The following is a 19,558-nucleotide window of genomic DNA, read 5'->3' as shown; positions in this document are numbered from 1 at the left end:
GTCTCGATTGCGAGTTTAAAATCAAATGAATAAAGAAGATGCAAGAGTGGCGACAACAGAAAATATTGTCGACCATGAAGTAGTGGAAATCTCGGGAGAGGTATTCAGTATCACAGTCCAGTCGCACTGACGTCATCACACAACCTAAGGCATAATAAAAAGCAGCTGTTACAGCTGCTTTTAAACATTATTCATCTCTGTATCAATCACCTGCGCAATCACCCGCAGCTTTTCTTCAGTATCCTCTATATGGTTGCTGAGATCAGCCAGCTCCTGATGGACCCTTGCATCTGTCAAAATGTTATCAAACCATACATCAAAGATTTCATCCTGTGAGGTATCAGATAACGCAAAATCAGCTGACAAATCAATGTCCTCAAGTTCAGCGATCACTATCTGAAGATCACTCTGCAGTAGAGTAACATGGTCATTAATTTTCTTGATACTCTGCCGCTTAAAATAACTGCCCAGTATGCCATTACCCATAATATCCACCCAGCTCCATGCCTTCGCATGACTCGTCATTTTTTTAATCTCTGCAATACGAGCTAACGCCACATCCACCGCTTCTCTTGCTTCAATCAACTGCTGATTCATTATTGTCCCCTCTTCTCTCTGATTTTAAGATGCCGTACACATCACTATCTCTATACTGTCATCAGTTACCTTGTATCTTAGTATCAGTACTAAGAACTAAAAACCTTTCGATGTAAATCGAGAAGTAGAATTAACTAGCAATATCGCGCTTATTGAAGATGTAGGCAGCAAGTGCGATGACAACGACGAGCGCGATTAGATTGTAGCCAAGGGAAAAGTTATAGGTCATGTCTTTAACTGCTGGCAGCCCTGTGACATAACGGTTCAATGACCAGTTCGCCGGCCAAAGATATTTAACCAATTCTGTTTTTGAAGCGATGAAATTGACAACTAGCGAACCCAGGAATAATAGTCCGAGTCCAATACCTTGTGCTGCAGCTGTATTGCGCAGAAGAACTGATAATACATACGCAATCGTTGCAAGAATAATAACCATAATCAAGTCATTGACCATGACTTTAGCGAGCAGCGGCCAGAACTCAACCATCTTATATGCACCTGTCTCTGGATTGGTGATGGCTAGTTTGGAAGTCGGATTATATGTTCTGGTCATAAGTCCGATAATAGCAGCGACGCCATAAGTGAAGATTACAAAAATGAGTGCGGTCATCAGAATGAAGATATATTTAGAGAAGAATATCTTCAGTCTTGAAGCCGGACGGATCATTAGTAACTTGATCGTGCCCTGCTGATGCTCGCGACTCATCATACTGCCTGCAATGACGATGATCATCAGTGCAACTAAGTTAATGAGCGGCGAAGTCTCAAGCAGATAATCATAGAAGTTGTTCATCGCTGGCGGTTGAACGTTCTTTTCGAGATAAAAACTCAATCTTGTCAGTTCATGTTCACTATTCGCAAGCGTAACAGCCTCATTGAATGATAATTTATTTGGATCCTTTTTACTGATTTCAGCGACTTTAGCACTCAAATCCTTAATATCTGTCCGCACTTCTCTTTGCCAGTTCGTGTCGTAGGATTTATTCTGTGTTGTGTCACCAGTTGTAAAATGGTCGAGCGCAATGCCAAGAGCGAAGATAAGCACAATCAGAGAGAGCATCACCCATGTAGCCGGACGCATAAAGTACTTGATCCATTCATTTTTAATCAGATTAAACATGCTTCGCACCTCCCGTCATTTTCAGGAATCGTTCTTCCAGTGTCTCCTTATCCATCACGACACTATAGACATCTACATCTGCTTTGACGAGTCCTCTGACTAAATCAGGAACTGTCTTCTGTTTGACCTGTACGACAAGACCATTTTCCTGTACAGATCGAATACCAAGCGACGTAAAATAGCGCTCCGCTACTTCAACAGGATAGACATCAAAGCGGTGCGTCACAATATCTTCAACAGTACTGGTCTGATGCACATCCTCTATACTGAGCATCTGCCCATGCTGAATGATGCCAATACGGTCACACATCATCTCCATCTCACTAAGTAAATGACTTGAGACGATAACAGACAGCCCTTCCTCACGTGCCAGTTTGCGGATATAATCTCGAATCTCCCTAATCCCTTGCGGATCAAGACCATTCGTCGGTTCATCCAGAATGAGTAGAGAAGGCTTGTGCAGAAGCGCCTGTGCAAGTCCGAGACGCTGACGCATGCCGAGTGAATACTTCTTAACCTTGTCATTGATGCTCTGTTCAAGTCCGACCAACTTGACCACACGATGAATATCTTCGCGGGTGACTGCCTTCTGCATACGTGCAAATTGCTTCAAGTTTTCAAGCCCTGAGAGAAAGGGATATAATTCAGGATTCTCAACAATCGCACCTACATGTTCCATCGCCTGTGCACGTTCCGTCGATACAGGATGACCTAAAATAGAAATATCCCCGGCCGTCGGTGTCGTTAATCCTACAATCATTCTGATCGTCGTCGTTTTACCGGCACCATTCGGACCTAAGAAGCCGAACACTTCACCCTTTCTGACCGTAAAGCTGACATCATCGATAATTGTACGTTTGCCGATGGTCTTCTTTAAATGATGAACAGCAAGACTGATATTCTCTTCCACAACATAACCCCCTTTTCTTCCACTTTATATGAAATCAACATAAGATGTAAACCAAAAACTAGAAATTTAAGGAAACTTTAAGGTTAAGAAGATAGGCCTACTCAATTACGGTCAACTAAAAATCCCGATAAAAAAGCCCGCCCATAAGGGCTGGCTGATATTTAACAGTTTTCATGGACTTGGCATTTGCTGCCGCTTCCAGCTCCTCGATACAGGCATTCACCTTATCGTCTTCAATAATACCTTCCTCCACTACGTCGACACCTGCGACAGTCTTAATACGTTCCTGTCTATAGCCGAATGCCGTATAGTTCTATAAATCCTCTATCATCTTACGTTCAAGTTTCAGCTGCTCCAGCATATCAGAAGCCGTAACGCCTGCCTCAATTTCAGAGGTTGAATTCTTCAGGTGAATCACTGTCTTCAACGTCACAATATCATGTTTTAATTTGTCCATCTTCTGCAGAGAATGGAACACTTTCTGCGACTTCTCATCTGTTACAATACTCTTGCTGTTCACCGCGATAGGCGTCCGGTATTAATAATGGAACTTCTGCATCTCACGGTTCAGCTGCTGACGTAACGTGCTGATCAGGAATACGGCCTATCGGATAGATAAAGTAGTCATGGCAATCTCCTGTATAAAACCGTTATTTTGGATAATTATAACATAAAAATATCTTCTCAAAAATTCATCGCTTCTTAAACTCGCTTTCCAGACGTTCAGCGTGCGGAAAGTGGCTGGAAAGACTTGAGATAATAGCATCATCATCAATCAAAACATACGTCTCCGAACTATCCAACGCTATTAATTCAAAGACAGCCTGGGGTTCAATATGACATAATCCATTCTGCAAATAAGGCTGGTCCACTGTAATATCATAGCAGTTTGATTTTCCCTTTATTTCTTGCCAGGAAAGCTCACGCGGAAAACCTGATAATACGCCCCATATCCATTGAACATGTGCATACTGCTGCAGAAGCGAAAACAATTGTTCACCATCCAGAAAATAATCATGTGGCTCATTCAACGGAAAAGACTCATTATCAGGATTATTATGTTCCACACATCTCACTTTCCATTTCAGAGATTTTACGTAGGGTTCAATGTGTTTCAGAATTTCATAAGGAAAAGTCACATAACCTTTTTCATTCAAAATAAATCCTTGCATACTTATCACTTCCCATTTCAATAAGTATTATAGATAATTAAAAATCATTTCTTTGTCTTCAGGATAGAGCCAATTTAATTTATTATATTCATCCTTCTCAATCCATTTAACTTGTGCAATCTCATTGTCTGGATCAATTATTTCTAACTGCCCACCTATAATATTACAGTAAAAGTAGTCGACTGTTACATCATATTCTTTCACTTTCTTTTTCATTTGCTTTACATGTCTTATAATATTTACTTTATAGCCTGTCTCCTCGTGGACTTCTCTCACTAGAGCTTCTTCTTTACTTTCTCCTGCCTCAATCCCGCCTGTAGGTATAGACCATTTATTCTCACTTTTTGATTTCACTATTAGTAATTTAGAATTTTTAATGACGATTGCAGATACACCATCCCAGATCATAATATCTGATTTCCTTTCTAAAGAAATGTTATATAAATCTTTGTGTCAGTTTCCCATTTCCATTTTTGCATTCTACAATAGCGTATGCATCATTAATAAATGTCATCTGTGGTGGCATATGTCCACAATCTATATCATAGATAACAGGCATCTTTAATTCTTCAGCCAAATCTTTATAGACATCATCAATTGTATAGCCTTCTACATCATCAACGACTCTCGTTCTACCAAATAATAATCCACTGCAATTATCAAACCAACCTGCTAACTGCATCTGCAGCAACGTTCTTCTGAACTCTGTTGAATTAGCCTCACAATTCTCTAAGTACCAGATAACAGCATCATTATTGATAAATGTTTCTCTGAATTTATTTACATCGCCAAAAGGAGTTCCTATCAAGTGGTGAATAACATCCGTGCATCCACCTAGCAACCGTCCTTCTATCTGTACTTCGTCTTCATTGACAACCTTCCATTCAGTCGGTGAATCTAAATTAAATACACACTCAGTAGGATTGTTGTGATCCCATTTGCTTTGATATTTTTCTGAAGAACACTGAATGACTTCTCCATCCGTTTTTGTTTTTAAGACTTTTGTCCACATATCAGTTGTCGAATCTGAATATACTCCTCTCAGGTCAACAAGATTAGGACCGTGAGCAGTTGCAATACCAGTCTTTAAAGTAATCGCTAAAAGAATAGTACTGATATCAGAATAACCAAGTAACCACTTCGTTCTTAATTGTCTATAATCTATCTTATTAATAATTTCTAGAGCTAGCTCCCCTCCAAAAGGCGGAATAATGATATTAGTAGTATGATCTTTAAAAAAAGCATTCAACTCAGATGCTCGGACATCAGCCTCGGTAGATTTAGCTTTATGTTGCATCAAAGTGGTTGGCGCGATATTAATCTCATGGTTAGAAAATCGTTTTTTTATATCATGAATATATCCATACATTGTTTCAGTTAAACCAGAAGATGGAGCTGTGACGCCAATTGTAAAATTACCTTCCAATATGGGATACTTAATCAATAACATCTCTCCTTTTCAGAATTTAAATAAGATTCTCTATCTTCCTATAGTTCACGCGGCGTTTGAATACCTAGCAATCTCAATCCTTCTTCTACGATAATTGAAACCGCTAATAAAATCGCTATTCTGTTTTCAAGCATCTCTTGATCATCTAGTATTCTCACTCTTGCATAATAAGCATTAAAATGACGTGCTAGCTGCAATAAATATTTGGCAAGTTCAGCAGGTGACTTTCTTTCCATTGCAGATACTAATACTTCATCAAATGTGTCTAATGATTTGATAATATCCCATGCTTCTTCATCTAACTTTTCCACTTTTAATCTGTCAGTTTCTATGTTTGCTTTGCGGATGATAGCATGTATTCTTGCGTTCGTATATTGCAAGTAAAGACAAGTATTTCCTTCTGGCTTCAACATTTCCTCCAGATTAAATTCAATATCATTCTGACGATCATGCTTCAAGTCATTGAATATTACAGCACCAATACCTACTTGTTCACTGACTTCATCAATATTGACCAGACTTATTGATTTTTCTTTGATATTCTTTTTTGCTAGTACGACTGCTTCATTTAGTACGTCTTCCAGAAAAATTACTTTACCTTTACGAGTCGACATTTTCTTGCCATCTTTTAAAATCATACCAAATGAAATGTGTTCCATATTTTTTGCCCAGTTATAGCCCATCACCTTCAACACTTCCATCAGCTGCTTGAAATGAAGAGACTGCTCATTACCCACGAAATAATAAGAATAAGAAAAGTTATAATTTTCTTTACGATAGATTGCTGTAGCCAGATCTCTTGTCATATAAAGTGTGGACCCATTATTCTTCTTAATAAGCGCTGGTGGCATTTCAAGGAGTGGCACTACTTCCGCGCCCTGATCTGTTACTAATAAGCGTTTTTCTTTCAGAAGTTCTACCACATTCTCCATCTTATCATTGTAAAAAGCTTCACCGTTATATGAGTCGAAAGTGATATTCAGACGTTGATATAATTTGTTAAAAGACTGTAATGAGACTTCTCTGAACCACTTCCATAGCTGTATATATTTTTCTTCACCCTGTTCCAGCATCAAGAAAGCATGACGTCCTGCTTCATTGAGCGTCTCATCATGTTCAGCTTCATCGTGAAATTTCACATAGAGTTTGAATAATTCAGGAATAGGATTTTGAGTAACCGCTTCTTCACTGCCCCATTTTTGATAAGCGACTATCAGTTTGCCGAACTGTGTGCCCCAATCTCCAAGGTGATTGATTTTAATAGGCTGATAATTTAGTTTCTCCATTATAAGTGCCATAGAGTTACCTATGACAGTCGACCGTAAATGACCCATTGAAAATGGTTTTGCAATATTAGGAGATGAGATATCCATAGTCACTACTTGTTGCTGACCTATATCTTGATTACCGACCGAACTTCTCTTCAATAAAATATCATTAACAATATCTAATCCAACTTCTTGCGGATTGAAGAAGACATTTAAGTACCCATTAACTGCCTGAATAAATTTAATTTCTGTACTTTCTATACTATCCTTCAGCTCTTCTGCAATGACACGAGGATTCTTTCGCAAATGCTTACTTAAAGTGAAACAAGGAAATGAAAGATCCCCCTGCTCGTAATGTTTAGGTTGTTCAATCAAATTCAAAATCTCATCTACAGTTAAGAATTCAATGTGTTCAGATAGTATACTTGCAAATAATTGCTTCATCACAAAGCCCCCTTTTATAAATAAAAAAAGCCCACCTCTATAACAGAGGTGAACTTGACATCCACGGTACCACTCATATTTATGCCCAAAAAGACATACACTCTCATTGTTAACGATGCTGCCACCGAACATACCTACTTAAGTTCAATACGTTACTCACAAGATGCGCTTCATAATATATGTTCTGCTATACTCTCACCCTCAATAGCTCGCTAAGAAAAAATATATTATTACTTTTCTTGTGCAAAGTTTTAACTATTTGTTTTTACTATGGTAACATATACAGATTATATAGCAACAGTTTTATCATTAAAAATTGATCAATTCGAAAAGTGATGAGTGATTGAGATTCATCTCAAATTTAACCAAATCAATATTCTCTAGCTCAACCACCACTCGCCTTGATCATCTTGAAATAAATTCCCGACTTCTTCACTTAATGTATTACCCATGAAATCCTTGATGATCAGCTTCTCATAATAATGATAATCATCGATATCTTCTAAGCCCTCTTCAATCCATTGAGATATATAGACTTTGTCATCTTCAATATGGATGACTGACTCTGCATTCTCCAGTTCTAATGAAAATAATCGAGGGTAATAGCATTGGAAAGTCCTCCCCTGACTGGTAATATGCACGTTCTCACCCATGAGACTGAGATTATTCATATCTATCTCATGCATACTCAGTACAGTCATTAACTGAGGCTGCTGCCCCGGTTCATACTGATAGAGATAGACCATTTGTTGATTAAAGTCACATTGCAGAAAATAGTAATATACGTGATGATATATAACACTACTATAAACAATATTTTTCTCCTTACTAAACGGCATATAGACTCTACCTATTGCTCGTTCATAGAATGTCAGAGTATTGCCAGGGACAGGTCCAGTTTTAATCGCATCATACGCTTCATATAGCTCCATCATCTCATCACGACTATAGCCGTACGCACGCTGTCCCGCTATCTCCTCTATAAAAGTCCCCGTCACGTGCTCAAATCGATTAATTTTCATAATATACCTCCAAATGAGTCATTATTTGGCTTTAAAGTAATAATCATTAGTGAGGTCATTGGTTATGATGAGTTCATATTCCAGATGATTATCCTCGGCTTGATTGACTAGATTATCAATCTCTTTCAGATTGAATAATGATTGTATAGCTATAAGCAATGAAGCGGTCACTGCCAACACCGTAACGAGGATGACAAGTGCCAGGATATTTTTATTCTGTTTCATATCAAAACCTCCAGAAAGGAAATGTAATGCACTCATTTGATTGACTAAAAGCTACTCCATACCGTTGTTATTTTCATCATCATTTCTTTTTTCTTTTACTTATTGCTAATATAATTCCCATCAGTGTGCCGAATGCTATAATAAGTAGCACTACATTCACAATTTACTCCGCCTATTTTCCATGAATCATTTCTATATATTTTTCAGCTTTAAACTAACTTATTATCGGTTTTCTTATTCGGCGAAAACGACCAGTACGTGACAACACGTGCGATATATTCAAGTGGTCCTTGTTTGAAATACTTGAAGTATAGATTACTTAGAGCCACTTGTAAGATAAAGAATAAAGTAGCAATCAGCAGTGATAATAAGAAATTGTCATCACCAAAACGCTGCATGCCGTAGCCATAGTAGATAAAAGAATGAAACACAGACTGGGCAATATAATTAGTGAGTGATAGTCTGCCGATTGCTTCAAATAGCTTGAGTGCCTGCCACCTCTGATAGAGCGCATAAAATAATGAAATATATGAGAAAATCAGTAGATACACACTGATGATACCTAATGTTCCTAGAATATCATTATCCGGCCAGATCACCATGCATGCTTTAAACAGAATAAAAATCGGTGTAAGATAAATAAAATTTTTCTTTACGAACGTCAGACCGGTTTCAAAAAAGCGATTCTTCGCCAATATCATACCGATTAAAAAGAGCGGTATATTAAAAAGAATGGCAATTGGTATTAATAGCAAGAATTCTTCATCGGTAAAAGCCATGAATGGATCTTCTTCCATAAAGAAATCCTTTCGCTCTTGTAGCGTACCAGTTGAAAATATACCTCTCTCTGCTGCGAGATATTCACTTTGTTCTGCAGTTAATCCTCCAGTTGCAAAGCTTTGTTCAGCCGCAAACATAAAATCTGGATTAACCAATAAAATGCCGACAATTAAAGGTATGACTAGAGCAGCTATAATAATCAGTGATCGAATCTTAAACTTCAACACCCATACCACTATAAACGTAACAGTGCCGTATAGATAAAGAATGTCTCCACTGAAAAGATAAGCAGAATGAAGCATCCCCATAGTGAAGAGAATTAATCCTCGTCTAATGATTGCCCGCTTCACAGGACGTCCTTTCTTCTCCAGACTCTCACTCATCTTCATTAAACCGAAACCAAATAATACAGCAAATATCGGCATAAAACTGCCTTCTATGAAGATCTTGACCCAATAAATAAAAAGCTTATTTGCTGCATCAATCCCATAGAATTCCGGATAATTCGCACCATAATGGCCGAACTGGAATAAGAGCAAATTAGCAAATAATATTCCCATCAAACTAAACCCTCTTAAACTATCAACAACAGTCAGTCTTTTCATAAATCCTCTTTTCTTTGATACCTCATTAAAAATTTTCGTACAAATTTAAGAAACTCAGATTTCCTTATATTCAATGTACACAAGTGAAGAGAAATATAGAACAGAGAAGTTACTAATTTAAGGAAACTTTAAGGTAAAGGCTGTATTGCTTAATAAGAAATCTAGTAATATATAGTAACTAGTAAGACTGAATATCTTAGTTTTTATAATCGTATTTGTATGTAATATCGACTTAAATGAAGATTTAATATCTGAATTTCATAAGGGTGTTTAGCGGGTTACATCATGACAAACTCATACAAAAAAGCACCTCTCGAATAATTTCGAGAAGTGCTGTAAACGTATATTCAATGGAATACAAACTGTCTAAGCCAGTTTGCGTACTGAACTTGTAAGCAAACAAGTTTGCAACAATTCCAGCATTAACGTTTTGAGAACTATACGGATAAACTTTGAATACATTAAGTACATGATATTCCCTTTATATTAATATATTATAAATCATAAATTGGATGAAAATAGTTGGAAATGTTTTGAGACTAATGATATTTGAACCAATTTACATCATTTATTTTAATGAATATATTTTTTTCGAAAAATCGAATTAAATAATGTATTTAATAACAATATATTTACTTATTGATATTAGTTTTACGCCATGCTGTGGAAGCTCCATGCTTTCCTGGTACCATTTCAATCAGATTTCTATCTCTTAATCTCAGGAAAACTCTTTTCATTTTATTTTCTGAATGTATTCCGCACAATTTTCTTGCTGTTCTATTATTGATTTCAATATTTTGTTCTAAGTATTCTAATACGGTTTCTTCAGGCTCAGCAAGTCTTTCATGTGGAAGAATAACAATTACTTTATTTTGTTCTACAAATATTTTGGGTGATTTTAAACGCATCTCTTGCATTTTTTGAAATGCTGTATTTAATCCCTCTCCAATATCCTTGTTAGGAGGATTCGGATATTTATTCAGTAATCTTACTAACGTAGGATTTCTAGAGAAACGTTCTTCTAAAATATTATCAGGTGTTATATATCCCGGTAATGAACCCGGGCTTCTTACTTCTATCCTATTATCAAAAACCATAATATGAATATCATCAGATATATTATAATCTCTATGTATTACAGCATTAACTAAAATTTCTTGGATAGCTTCAATTGGATAATTTGCACCAATAAGAGCATCTTGACTTAAAACTTTCAATTCATTGATTATTGTTTTTACACATTCCAATGCTAAATAAATTTGATTGTAAATATTACCTTCTACTGTAAATTGTTGTCCTAAGTTCTCTCTTCTCGGGATATCTTCATTTGTATTATATCTAGTAATTTTTATAGCACATTTTTTCGATAAAATTGCCGATGGTAAATCTGCATATAGTAGCACGGAGGCAATAGTTGGTAATAATTCTTTACCAGACTTTCTAATTAATCGTTGTTTTTTTAAATATTCTTCAGGATTTGTCTTAGGAGAATAAGAATTTAGAAATTGTGTTAAACTTTCAGATTCAATAAGTTCATCACTCGAATAATTACCTAATAGTTGATCTTCATATGAAATTATTCCTTTTGAAAGTTGTAAATCCATAATTTCTTTTTGATTTTTTAATTCTAGATTTTGAGCACTTCTTCTAATATATACTCTATGATCAGAGGTATAATGTAAATCCTTACTTTTAAAAACTATTATCTTTAAAACTAATCCTCTAAATTCATGTTCTTTTATTTTGATAAATTCGTATTCCAATGAAATAGCAGGCTCAATATGTTCATATATATTTTGTATTAAAGAATTAGCATCTTCAATTTTTTCAAAACCATTCCATCTATCTAAAACCTCTAAGACAGGTTCTTTTTCATCTTTAATGCCAACATATACTTCACCACCTTCAGCATTTGCAAAAGCTGTAACAATCTTTTGTATTCCTTTACCTTTTATTTCTTTAGATTTAAAATCCAAAAATTGAGATTCTTGCACTTCATCCAATAAACGATAGGCATCTTCAAACTCAAACTCCAAAATTTCATCGGGCATAGTTATCTCCTTAAAAAGTGTTTTTTATATATTATAACTTTAAAATAATACCAACTGACTATTATTTTCAATAGTTAACTTTGTAAGGTGTTCTTTTATAGTCTTAGCAATTATCTCAGCTAATAATACTGGAACAGCATTACCAATCATTTTGTAACCATTATTCACATCTTCATAAATAAAATCGAAATCATCAGGAAATCCTTGTATTCTCGCAACTTCTCTGACCGATAATCTTCTATATAAATCTAAATATTCTTCATCAAAAATCCTTTTATTCTTTTCGACTGCTATCATCTTAGGTGCTTGAGGATGTTGAGGTGCTTGTCTTCCACTAGCTTGAATTGTGAAAGATGGTTCGTTCCAAGATCTTACCCTATTTCTACTCATGTAAATAGGAGAGTAACTTCCGATAAAATATTCATGATTTTTAACATTGCACTTTTCACCATTAGTTTTATTTTTTTCCAATGCTGGTATCGCATTGTCCTTTAAGTCCCAAATAACATCTTTTAAAGTCATTTTATCTTCCTCAGATATCGGTTCTGGAAAATGATAATTAGGTAATACCAAGTCTTTTCTAAAGCCGATATAGAAAACTCTTTTTCTATCCTGAGCAACACCATAATCATAAGCATTCAGTAATTTAATATTGACATTGTAACCTGCCTTATCAAATAAATCTAAAATGTTCTCAACTGCTGGATTATGTCTTTTAGCCATCATTCCCGATACATTTTCTGCAACAAAAAACATCGGCTTAGTATACTCGAGAATTCTAATGTACTCAAAAAACAATTGTCCTCTTTCATCTTCGATTCCTTTTTTAGATCCTGCTTCAGACCACGATTGGCAAGGCGGTCCACCGATTAAGCCGTCAACATCTAAAGGTAACTCATTTAACTTAATATTTTTAATATCTCCTTTAATTAATGGAGTATTGTGATTTTTTTCAAATGTATCCCATATCTTTTTATCAAATTCATTCGCTAACACAACTTCAAATCCTGCATTTTTAAATCCCAAATCCATTCCGCCAGCCCCTGAAAAAAGACTAATAATTTTCATTCATTCTCCCCTATATCAGCATTTATTGTAATAACAATGATTTCTTTAAGTTTAGCAGGATTATTAGAATCCTGTATCTTTGCTTCAGTTAACGATACATTATCGTGTGTTTTAATTAATTTCAATAACTTTTCTTTATTTCCAAAACTATTCCATTTTCTCTTATTAATAATTGCTGTAAAGTTAAAACTTTTTTCTTTATTAATTATAAATATTTCTTTAAAGGCTTTTAATGGATTAGCTATTGACCACATTGGTCTCATTCTTAAATCAGTAATTCCTAAAGGGTCTACCTTTTTTACTTTTCCTAGTTCTTTTGTAGGAGAAAATTCAATCCCTTCTATTTTTGCTATCCCATCTTTAATCTTTTGTTTAATGTTTTCATAAATTTCTATGTCTGCGGCATACTCATCACCATAAATAAAAATTAAATTTACTAGATTTCTAGAATTTGAATCAATTGTGCCTATCGCATATATTACATCTTTCTCATTCCAATTTTCACCAGTATCTACATCCACTTCACATTCTCTGCATGCTTTGCTTATTGAAGAATTGCTATTTAATAGTTTATTCTTGGGATAACTACTATTTAGTTGTATAGTTCCCTGAGATGACTCAATTTTTTTAACTTCAATAGCATCACTATTTTTTAAAATAATATCCGGTGGATTAGAATTATTCCCTAGATACGAAAAGACTTCACTATATCTTTTTTTTCGTTCACTTTCATCCAGTTCCGTAACAGTTCCAGCAAATAAATCTTTTACATACTCTTCTAAAGCATCTCCAGCAGAATTTGCTCTGTTTCGCTCATTAATATATGTATCCTTTAATTTATAAATTGGATTTTCAATTAAGTTAGAAATAGCATCAATAATAGTCAATATCAGCACCCCTTTTATTAATATACACTACTCATTATTATATCAATTTAAAAGAGTCATAACATAAGTATGAACTTATTTGATATATTAATTTATTTATTGTTTGACATATCAAAATATAGATAGTATTATTTAGTCAAATAAAGAATATCATTTACTTTAATTGCAGCATATCATAAATGAAAGGAGTAACTTCTTATGCCGAGAGGAAAACCTGTTCCTGCTAATCAACGTTATAAAGAACCTGTGAAATTTAGTGCTGTTGTTGATAAATCAACTCAACAAGATCTTACTTACATTGCTGGTTCTCTGATAAAAGAATTTGATGGTAATATACCAACACAAGGTCAAACAATCACATTCCTAGTTGAACACTATAAAAAAATTACAGGAAAATAATCCTGTAAATTTTTTAAGAAAATGATATTCTTTTTGGAATTTATCTACTTCTTCATTGATGGATATACTTTGAAAGGGAGCATTATTAATGATTTGATTACTAATCCATGTAAAAAAAATTACAGGCACTAGTCCTGTAAAATTTTTAAACAAATGATATTCTTTTTGAAATTTATTATCTTTATATATCTTATTTAACTTATACCTTGAAAGGATGATTTACTGATGCTTAAATCACGATGCCCCCCTTACTTATTTAGTTAACAGTTCATATATAACTTAAAAAACCTACTTTGAAAGGAAAGATAAATAATGAAAAATAACAACTTAAATATATTGGGATGGAATATTAATCAACGTTGCGGTAAATCAAAGAATCACGAGTTACCTAAATTAATTTCTGAAGAAATTTTATCAAGAAATGTTGATATATTCATTCTTACAGAATTTTATCTTGTTAAGAATTATCAGTCATTTATTGACGAAATGGAGAAAAACAATTACTTAATCAAATATTCAGACCATAAAGGAATATCTAATGAGGTTCTTATCGGAGTTAAAAAACATTTAATTAATGATGAATTTTCTTTTAAAGATTTTTCAAAATTTCAATGTAATCTTTTACCTGATTTCATACACGTAACCTTAGGGGATTTAAATATTATCGGAGCAAGAATTAAAATCGGAAGTAATTTAAAAACTCAAGAAAGTATGGATAAGGACTTCTTAGAAAGAGAAAACCAACTTAAAACTATCGTTAACTATACAAGTAAGTTAGATGGACGTATCTTAGGACTTGGCGATTTTAATAATGGTCGCTATAAAGACGGAGATAGCATAAACAGCTATCCTGGGGTAGCAAGACAGTACTATAGTTACCCTTTAATACTTAAATATTTCAATGACTATGGAATTGAAGTTCATACTCCTAAAGAACTTTGTTCGTGGAAAGACCAATGGAATAATCACTACAAATTAGATCATATCTTTGCAAAGGATATCATAATATCAGATATAAAATATGACTGGGACTTTACTAAAAGAGATGATTATAAAAAAACTGTTGGTTACCCTGATCATGCTATCCTGATTGCAGAAATAGCTTTTTAAGTTTAATGAAAGGAATTGATGAAATGCATTTAAAAATTAAATTCATTATCTCTTGCATTATCACTTTACTATTTTTCTATTTAGCAGTTTATATGTTTAATCAAAACCTGTTTGTTACTGCCCTATGGATTATATCTTTATTTATTACAACATACTATTTCTTAAAGACTGAATTTATAAAGTTCAAGAATAGGTTTTTCTATAAATGAAGAAGCTATTATATTTATTAAAGCCTAATGAAAAACCTATAGTTTCAATACTTGAGGAACATACATTGTTCCTCTCGTATCATAAATTCATAGACTTTCTTCAAATTTCGCTGTTTATTATTTTATTGATTGCCGGCTTTTCTTCCTTTGCACTCAATTATGCTATTTTCAGAATTCTAGCATGGATTCTTATTCTCTACTTTCTATATATTCAATTTAAGTGGACAAAGAAAATTAAAGTATATTATGAAGATAAGTACTATTTTGACTACGGTTTACTCCAGTTTATAATTGATAACAATTTATATAAAGAAGAAGCAAATGGTAATCTTACTTCTGCTATTATGTCATACAGTAAAACACCTGAAGATTTAATTATTTATGCATTTATGGTAGGAAATAAGTTTGATACTAAAATGCAAAATATGGAAGTGGAACTTCAAGGACTTATAAAGTTACCATTGATTGAAAAAATAATTAAACATGATGTAGTTGAATATCACTTTAAATTAGCAAAGCCTAAACGTTTATATATTGATAATTCACGCAAAACCACACTTAATGAAACAAATATTATAAATCTTGGCTATAACTTTAAATATGATAGTGCTAAATGTCCACATATTGAATCGTCTACACTTAGTTGGACAATTGCTATGTGAATAGATATTGTTAATCTAAGAAAGTAGGCGATTTATTTATGTCACGAGAAAGAAGAAGTTTCAGTCCTGAGTTTAAACTACAGATGGTCAAACTTTATGAGAACGGTAAACCTAGAAATGAAATTGTACGTGCATATGACCTGACGCCTTCGGCATTAGAGAAATGGATCAAACAACATCAGTCCACAGGATCATTTCTGCACAATGACAATATGAGCGATGAAGAGAAGGAAATGAAAAGATTACGTAAAGAGAATCAGCAGCTGAAGATAGAGAATGACATTTTAAAGCAAGCAGCGCTGATCATGGGACGAAGATAGCCGTCATTCGTGAGAATGCCGAGAAATATTCAGTATCAGCAATGTGTAAAGTCCTGCAGATTCCCAGAAGCACCTACTATTATGAAGCGAATAAACTGAATGACACAGGAAAAAATCATCACGATGGAGATGTCACTGAGAAGGTCGTTCAGATTTTCAATACAAACCGGCGTTGTTTTGGCACGAGAAGAATCAAGATCCATCTAGATAAACTGGGAATTAAGGTTTCCAGGAGAAGGATTGGCCGCATCATGAAAAAACAGAATCTTGTCTCCACCTATACATCCCAGCGTTACAGGGCCTTTCCGGCTCGACCAAACGAACGTGATATCACCAATGGTCTGGGTAGAGCATTCTATAGAGAAAGACCGATGGAAGTGCTGGTGAGTGATCTGACATATGTAAAGGTGGCTGGAAAATGGCATTATATATGTCTGTTTATCGATCTCTTTAACCGTGAAATTGTTGGTTACAGTGCAGGACCCCGCAAAGACAGTCATCTCGTTTCAGCAGCTCTCAGCACCATCAGACATAATCTGAGAGAAGTACAGATGTTTCATACCGACCGGGGAAAAGAGTTTGATAATCATCTCATAGATGAAGTGCTTGATACCTTCGGTATTCAGAGATCGTTGAGTATGAAAGGGTGTCCGTATGATAATGCGGTCGCTGAAGCAACCTTTAAAGCGATGAAGACCGAATTTATTAATCAATTTCATTTTCTTTCTCTCAATCATTTGAATATTGAACTTTTTGATTATGTGAACTGGTACAACAATATCAGACCGCACGGTGCATTGAATGATCTAACACCAAAAGAATATAAAGAAATATTCTATAAAAACTGTCCAATATTATGTTGACAGACCAAAATCGATTTTTATATTGATTAAAATCTATATCATATTGGTGTGCCACTAAGTTTTGGTACTGGAGTTCGATAAATTTTTCTAATGATTTTTCTCTATCTAAAATGGTGCCATCTAAATCGAATAATACAGATTCTATCATGTAATCACCTAATTAATTGTCTTTGAGTAATGATAGACCATATCATCGATACTCATTCCCATTTTCTCATACAATCTCTGTGCTTTTTCATTATCTTTCCCTGTTTCCAAACAAATATATCTGGCAGCGTTTTCTTCAGCAAACTCAAAAGCCTTTTCTATTAATTTCTTACCTGCACCAGTTTTTCGAGCATTTTCGCTTACAAATAAATCATTAAGTATATAGGCACGTTGTAGACTGACTGTTGAGAATATAGAGTATATTTGTACAAATCCTATGATTTCTTCGTTTAACTCCGCTATAAATACCTGTGACTCCTTATTATCAATACGTTCTTTTAAAAAAATCTCACACTTATCAAGTTCATTAGGTTTATGGTAAAACATTCGATAATCGTTTAGTAAGACTGATACATTTTTTATATCGTCATTATTCATTTCTCTAATAATCATATTATCTCTTTCACTTTCATACTCTAACGTTTAAATAATTGTTTCTCTTTCTGTTAATAAATCAATTTTCACTTTTACTATTAATATATTTTTATTTTCTATACTTTTTAAATATTTTCTTCATTTCTTCATCTTCCAACCATTCTCTTACTCGTTCTCCGTATTGATACTTCACATTGTTTTCATGAATACCTTCTACGTTATGTGTATGGTGCACATGGTTCAACATCGTATCTTCATATAGATCATAATAAGGTAACTGTTTATTTCTTGAATCCTTTAATGTTTTTTCATGACTATGAATGATATATCTATATTCAACTGACCATGAGCCGTTTTCTTCAACTTTCAGAATAGCATAATTAGAATGTTTGCCCATTGTCGTTGAAACTGCACCTGGATTGATGACTCTTCTATCATCTCCCATAGCAACCTGCCTCAATACTGGTTCATGAATATGTCCATAAATCGCTACCTTGGCATCTGTATGTTCAAACATCCTCGCAAAGTTCTCACCAGCACTTTGTACAACTAAATCACCACCACCAAACTTATTCGGCAGATTGTGTGATAGATGAAACTTCACGCCATAGATTTCTTTTTCAATCGTCATCGGTATATCAAACATAAACTGAATTTGTTCTTCAGATAAATCTGTCATCACATACTTCACCAATTTGAAAATAAAGATCTCTTCCGGATCGTCATAGTTAATGGTATAGTATTCTTCAATCACACTTGTAAAACAACCATCCCAGTTCCCCTTAACAAAAGTTGTTGTATTATTTTGAAGCAATAATTCCAATAAGTCACTTCTACCTGCCCCCGGCATAAAAAGATCACCTAAAAACCAGAACTCATCTACGCCTTGATTCTTAGCATCTTTAATAACTTCTTCCGCAGCAGTGGTATTACCATGGATATCGGAAATCAATCCAATTTTCTTCATAATCATCCCCCCTTATAATTCATTAATTATTCTTATTAATTCATCTTTTGACTTTATTTTCATAACATTGTAGCTCAGCATCACTAGTTATGTTAATTATATAGAATTTTCAGTTATATTACTCTAAAAAACTAAACTAGCGAACTTTATACTAGTTATTATTCCTGTAATATTTAATTGCTTTTTGTTCTAGTTTAGAAACAAATTCTTTTTTTGCTTTACTGTATTCTCTTGTTTCATCATATTTACTAGCTAAAATCTCCTTAAACTCACTATAGGACTTTACTTCTTCAGGGTGTTCTAACAAGTAATCTCTAACAACCAGATGACGGTATATTGAAGTATGATCAAATTGATAAATATGAATGTGATGTGTTCTGTTCTCTCCACCTTTTCGGAGTAACCTCCTACCCGTGATGCCCCACTCACCTGCTACATCGTATCCTAACATTTCTAATTTAGAGTTAAATTTATCTATCTCATTAATATCTTTTACTAGTATCATCATATCTACAACAGGCTTAGCTTTCATACCTGGTACTGATGTACTCCCAAAATGTTCAAATCGAACAATCTCATTCTCAAAGATCTCTCTCATTATCTTACACTCATCTTCAAAAGAATTTTTCCAATTATCATCATAACTTGTTAATCTGACTTTCATAAATAACATCCCTTTATCATTTATAAAGTACACAAACTTTCATAATTATATCAGGGGTAAATGATACTAGCAAATCGTTGTAAGGACTAATATGTTTACGAATGTATGAATCCCAGAGAAAAATCGAGTTCTTTCATAGAGTGTCATACAGTTTCATGAAATTGAATATTCCATAATTTCCAA

At 34.1% G+C, this 19,558-nt stretch carries 22 protein-coding genes and 1 other annotated feature; of the genes, 4 read left to right on the top strand and 18 right to left on the bottom strand.

Features of this window, described 5'->3' with window-relative positions:
• Positions 1-180: 180 nt before the first annotated feature.
• The 15 genes from ERX40_RS07525 to ERX40_RS07460 all read right to left on the bottom strand — a co-directional run bounded on the left by ERX40_RS07525 (position 181) and on the right by ERX40_RS07460 (position 13,599).
• Positions 181-597: a hypothetical protein gene (locus ERX40_RS07525; RefSeq protein ID WP_133417885.1), complete on the bottom strand. Its 417-nt coding sequence runs from the start codon at positions 595-597 to the stop codon at positions 181-183.
• 130 nt (positions 598-727) lie between these two features.
• A complete protein-coding gene (locus ERX40_RS07520) occupies positions 728-1,717 on the bottom strand; it encodes an ABC transporter permease (protein ID WP_133417884.1) in 990 nt (329 codons plus the stop codon).
• Complete coding sequence (locus ERX40_RS07515) at positions 1,710-2,627, bottom strand: ABC transporter ATP-binding protein (RefSeq protein ID WP_243712998.1); 918 nt, start codon at positions 2,625-2,627, stop codon at positions 1,710-1,712. The genes ERX40_RS07520 and ERX40_RS07515 overlap by 8 nt, the downstream gene beginning before the upstream one ends.
• A gap of 115 nt (positions 2,628-2,742) precedes the next feature.
• A complete protein-coding gene (locus ERX40_RS11285; protein WP_165980707.1) occupies positions 2,743-2,880 on the bottom strand; it encodes a hypothetical protein in 138 nt (45 codons plus the stop codon).
• A 60-nt stretch (positions 2,881-2,940) separates the two neighbouring features.
• Positions 2,941-3,147: a hypothetical protein gene (locus ERX40_RS07510; protein ID WP_133417883.1), complete on the bottom strand. Its 207-nt coding sequence runs from the start codon at positions 3,145-3,147 to the stop codon at positions 2,941-2,943.
• Positions 3,148-3,319: 172 nt separating this feature from the next.
• Positions 3,320-3,820 carry a hypothetical protein gene (locus ERX40_RS07505; RefSeq protein ID WP_165980706.1) on the bottom strand — a complete coding sequence of 167 codons (501 nt, stop codon included), beginning with the start codon at positions 3,818-3,820 and terminating at the stop codon, positions 3,320-3,322.
• A gap of 6 nt (positions 3,821-3,826) precedes the next feature.
• Positions 3,827-4,207, bottom strand: coding sequence for an NUDIX hydrolase (locus ERX40_RS07500; protein ID WP_133417881.1), 381 nt, complete (start codon positions 4,205-4,207; stop codon positions 3,827-3,829).
• A 28-nt stretch (positions 4,208-4,235) separates the two neighbouring features.
• A complete protein-coding gene (locus ERX40_RS07495; protein WP_341777480.1) occupies positions 4,236-5,249 on the bottom strand; it encodes a S66 family peptidase in 1,014 nt (337 codons plus the stop codon).
• A gap of 38 nt (positions 5,250-5,287) precedes the next feature.
• A complete protein-coding gene (gene argS / locus ERX40_RS07490; RefSeq protein ID WP_133417879.1) occupies positions 5,288-6,961 on the bottom strand; it encodes an arginine--tRNA ligase in 1,674 nt (557 codons plus the stop codon).
• A 41-nt stretch (positions 6,962-7,002) separates the two neighbouring features.
• Positions 7,003-7,217 (bottom strand) — a binding site (T-box leader).
• Positions 7,218-7,341: 124 nt separating this feature from the next.
• Positions 7,342-7,983: a hypothetical protein gene (locus tag ERX40_RS07485; protein ID WP_133417878.1), complete on the bottom strand. Its 642-nt coding sequence runs from the start codon at positions 7,981-7,983 to the stop codon at positions 7,342-7,344.
• 21 nt (positions 7,984-8,004) lie between these two features.
• The gene (locus tag ERX40_RS07480; RefSeq protein ID WP_133417877.1) at positions 8,005-8,208 is read right to left on the bottom strand and encodes a hypothetical protein; all 204 of its coding nucleotides are present in this window, start codon (positions 8,206-8,208) and stop codon (positions 8,005-8,007) included.
• Positions 8,209-8,417: 209 nt separating this feature from the next.
• A complete protein-coding gene (locus tag ERX40_RS07475; RefSeq protein ID WP_133417876.1) occupies positions 8,418-9,593 on the bottom strand; it encodes a DUF418 domain-containing protein in 1,176 nt (391 codons plus the stop codon).
• A 632-nt stretch (positions 9,594-10,225) separates the two neighbouring features.
• Positions 10,226-11,644, bottom strand: a complete 1,419-nt coding sequence (locus tag ERX40_RS07470; protein WP_133417875.1) for an RNA-binding domain-containing protein — start codon at positions 11,642-11,644, stop codon at positions 10,226-10,228.
• Positions 11,645-11,683: 39 nt separating this feature from the next.
• Positions 11,684-12,712, bottom strand: a complete 1,029-nt coding sequence (locus ERX40_RS07465) for a DNA cytosine methyltransferase (RefSeq protein WP_133417874.1) — start codon at positions 12,710-12,712, stop codon at positions 11,684-11,686.
• Entirely contained in the window at positions 12,709-13,599 is an 891-nt protein-coding gene (locus tag ERX40_RS07460) for an NgoPII family restriction endonuclease (protein WP_133417873.1), read from the bottom strand. The genes ERX40_RS07465 and ERX40_RS07460 overlap by 4 nt, the downstream gene beginning before the upstream one ends.
• A 198-nt stretch (positions 13,600-13,797) precedes the next feature.
• On the opposite strand from ERX40_RS07460, the gene ERX40_RS07455 reads away from it, so the two are divergent.
• The 4 genes from ERX40_RS07455 (at position 13,798) to ERX40_RS07440 (ending at position 17,162) form a co-directional block, all read left to right on the top strand.
• Complete coding sequence (locus tag ERX40_RS07455; protein ID WP_133417872.1) at positions 13,798-13,998, top strand: hypothetical protein; 201 nt, start codon at positions 13,798-13,800, stop codon at positions 13,996-13,998.
• Between the two features lie 312 nt (positions 13,999-14,310).
• Positions 14,311-15,108 carry an exonuclease/endonuclease/phosphatase family protein gene (locus ERX40_RS07450; protein ID WP_133417871.1) on the top strand — a complete coding sequence of 266 codons (798 nt, stop codon included), beginning with the start codon at positions 14,311-14,313 and terminating at the stop codon, positions 15,106-15,108.
• Between the two features lie 205 nt (positions 15,109-15,313).
• Entirely contained in the window at positions 15,314-15,979 is a 666-nt protein-coding gene (locus tag ERX40_RS07445; protein WP_133417870.1) for a hypothetical protein, read from the top strand.
• A gap of 38 nt (positions 15,980-16,017) precedes the next feature.
• Positions 16,018-17,162, top strand: a protein-coding gene (locus ERX40_RS07440; protein ID WP_133417869.1) for an IS3 family transposase whose coding sequence is annotated in 2 segments (ribosomal slippage) — positions 16,018-16,264 and positions 16,264-17,162 — 1,146 coding nt in all. Because the reading frame shifts where the segments join, the coding sequence is not laid out codon by codon here.
• 156 nt (positions 17,163-17,318) lie between these two features.
• On the opposite strand, the gene ERX40_RS07435 is transcribed toward ERX40_RS07440, so the two are convergent.
• The 3 genes from ERX40_RS07435 to ERX40_RS07425 form a co-directional block, all read right to left on the bottom strand.
• Positions 17,319-17,762, bottom strand: coding sequence for a GNAT family N-acetyltransferase (locus tag ERX40_RS07435; RefSeq protein WP_133417868.1), 444 nt, complete (start codon positions 17,760-17,762; stop codon positions 17,319-17,321).
• 91 nt (positions 17,763-17,853) lie between these two features.
• A complete protein-coding gene (locus ERX40_RS07430) occupies positions 17,854-18,711 on the bottom strand; it encodes a metallophosphoesterase family protein (RefSeq protein WP_165980705.1) in 858 nt (285 codons plus the stop codon).
• A gap of 151 nt (positions 18,712-18,862) precedes the next feature.
• A complete protein-coding gene (locus ERX40_RS07425; protein ID WP_133417866.1) occupies positions 18,863-19,375 on the bottom strand; it encodes a GrpB family protein in 513 nt (170 codons plus the stop codon).
• Positions 19,376-19,558: the final 183 nt, after the last annotated feature.

This window comes from Macrococcus carouselicus (assembly GCF_004359515.1).
Classification (GTDB): Bacteria; Bacillota; Bacilli; order Staphylococcales; family Staphylococcaceae; genus Macrococcus; species Macrococcus carouselicus.
Note: the sequence above shows the minus strand (reverse complement) of the source record. Positions and strands in the feature narration are given on the sequence as shown.